Annotated in this window: 1 protein-coding gene; it reads right to left on the bottom strand. The window is 41.4% G+C overall.

Annotation, left to right across the window (positions count from 1 at the left end):
* On the bottom strand, nucleotides 1-237 hold a 237-nt coding region (locus CWC16_RS19630; RefSeq protein WP_138542704.1), incomplete at both ends, for a transposase.

Raw genomic sequence — 237 nt, 5'->3', positions numbered from 1 at the left:
GCCTTTTGCAAAACTCACAATGAAAGCTCCAACCGTTTCTTTGAATAGCTCGCGCTGGTGTTGATAAATATTCGTGAACTCTTGCGCTATCTGCATTTTCTGGAGATAAACAAAACTTAATATGCTCGCAAATATATGATTTCTCACCGGTCGTTCACTGCGAACCTGAAAATGTTCGATATGACAAACTTGTTTGATCGCCCGGTGATATTGCTCAATCTGCCAGTGCTGATCATG

Source organism: Pseudoalteromonas sp. S3776, from assembly GCF_005886915.1.
GTDB lineage: Bacteria > Pseudomonadota > Gammaproteobacteria > Enterobacterales > Alteromonadaceae > Pseudoalteromonas.
The sequence above is the reverse complement of the archived record's forward strand: the minus strand, read 5'-3'. Positions and strand labels throughout refer to the sequence as shown.